Here is a 1718-nt window from a genome sequence, read left to right as displayed (position 1 = left end):
AGCGCAAAGCCCCAGACCCACCATGCCCGCCATGCAGGAGAAAGCCCCTCAGACCCCAATCAGCCCAAAGGAAGCGCCGATATAAACACCCCACCGCACTTTGCAAGGACTTTGTGGAAAGGGAGCAGCCAATGCCCAAGGGATAGGACGTCTCGGGTCAATAGATATGGGGATCGTGAACCCTCCTATGAAGGGGAGGCTGGGGACAAGTGCCGGTCGGGACAGCACGTGCTGTCCTCCTAAGGCTCTTTTTACCTTTGGCAGGCGTAATCAGCGGGACCTCTTCTCCCCGGGCTGATTGGCTCAGTCCCAACACCATAATAGACAATGCACTTCAAACGACGGCCTTCATCTTCCGCCGCCCATGGCTATGGCTCCCTCACGCAAGGCGAGGATTACAAGACTGAACTGGACGATCACGAGCCGGGCTTGTCCGGCGGTTTGGCGCCGAGAGACCAGGTCGGTCATCGCGCGGGTGAGGTTCCGGCCGGCGGAACACGCGCGCAGGCGAATGCTGGTTCCGTAAGCAGCCCGTCTGGAACTCGATCGCCCGACACTGTTACGCCGAAGGTCGGGCAGGGCAGGGGGGCTAATGGTGCTCCGCGTGGTAAGGTCTGGGAGCAGTCCTTTTCCATGTCGCCGGAGGTCCGGTTCACCCGTACGCCCGAGCGAGTCCTGAAGGAGCGCCGGATGAAGGGAGCCTCCCACCCGTCTGATGATGCGGTCGACGGTCGGGCGAGGCAGATTGCTGCTACTCGCATGGATGATCCGGCACCGGCCGTTCAGGAGCGGCTGCAGGCTCTCCGCAGCAAGGCGGCCTCTCAGGAAACCGGTGCCGGCGGCGCCAGGATCTTCAATCGGGCTCCCGCTCCCGAGCGTGGCGCAGGTGTGCGCGCCGCAGCTCCGACTCCGAGCGCGCAAGCCGCTGCACATCAGCGTGCGCCGGCTGTCGAGTCAGCGCGTCCCCAGATGAGGGCCGAACAGCCGGCGCCTCCTGCAAAGACCAGCCCTGTCGCGCCGGCGACTTATGAGCTGCAGAACGTTCAGCAATCCTACAGCTTCATGTGGCAGCCAGGAACATATCTGCTGGATCCGTCGCTCCAGCCTGTCTCCACCATGCCCGTCCAGGCAAAGCGGGAGGAGGATGCTCAGCCTGCCAGAAAAGCCACGCCGCTCGTCAAAGCTGCCCCTCCTGTGAATCCTGTCATGCCTGCACCTTTCAAGGCTCCGCTGCCGGCTCAGCCGGAGACTGCGCCATGGGATGATGAAGAGGATTTGCTCGAAGAACGCCTGGATGACACAGACCTGGAGGATGAGATCCTCGTCGAGGAGGCGCCTCGCCGTGCGGCTGTCGTGACCCAGCCGCGCGTGAGCCACGTGCCAGCGGCACCCGTTCCAGCAAACGACAGCCTCCGTCGTGACAGCTACGCGTCGGTTTCAGTCGGCGTCACGGCGCCGGTCAGCGCATCTTTTGATTACGAACTGCCGGCCCTCGATCTTCTGGCGGAGCCGAAGATCTGGAGCAGTGCGGAAGTGCCGGTTGAAGTGCTGCAGGAGAACGCAGCGACCCTCGAGAACGTGCTGTGGGACTTCAACGTCAAGGGCGAGATCATCAATGTCCGCCCCGGCCCTGTCGTAACCCTCTATGAGCTTGAGCCTGCGCCTGGGACGAAGTCGTCGCGGGTGATCTCTTTGGCGGACGACATCGCCCGCTCGAT

1 protein-coding gene is annotated in these 1718 nt (G+C 63.0%); it reads left to right on the top strand.

The features are described from left to right. Positions 1 to 327: 327 nt before the first annotated feature. The coding region (locus tag FHR70_RS23685) for a DNA translocase FtsK (protein ID WP_281381432.1) at positions 328 to 1718 on the top strand (1391 nt) is incomplete at its 3' end.

Origin of the sequence: Microvirga lupini (genome assembly GCF_014191055.1) — a bacterium.
Taxonomy (GTDB): Bacteria; Pseudomonadota; Alphaproteobacteria; order Rhizobiales; family Beijerinckiaceae; genus Microvirga; species Microvirga lupini_A.
Note: the sequence above shows the minus strand (reverse complement) of the source record. Positions and strands in the feature narration are given on the sequence as shown.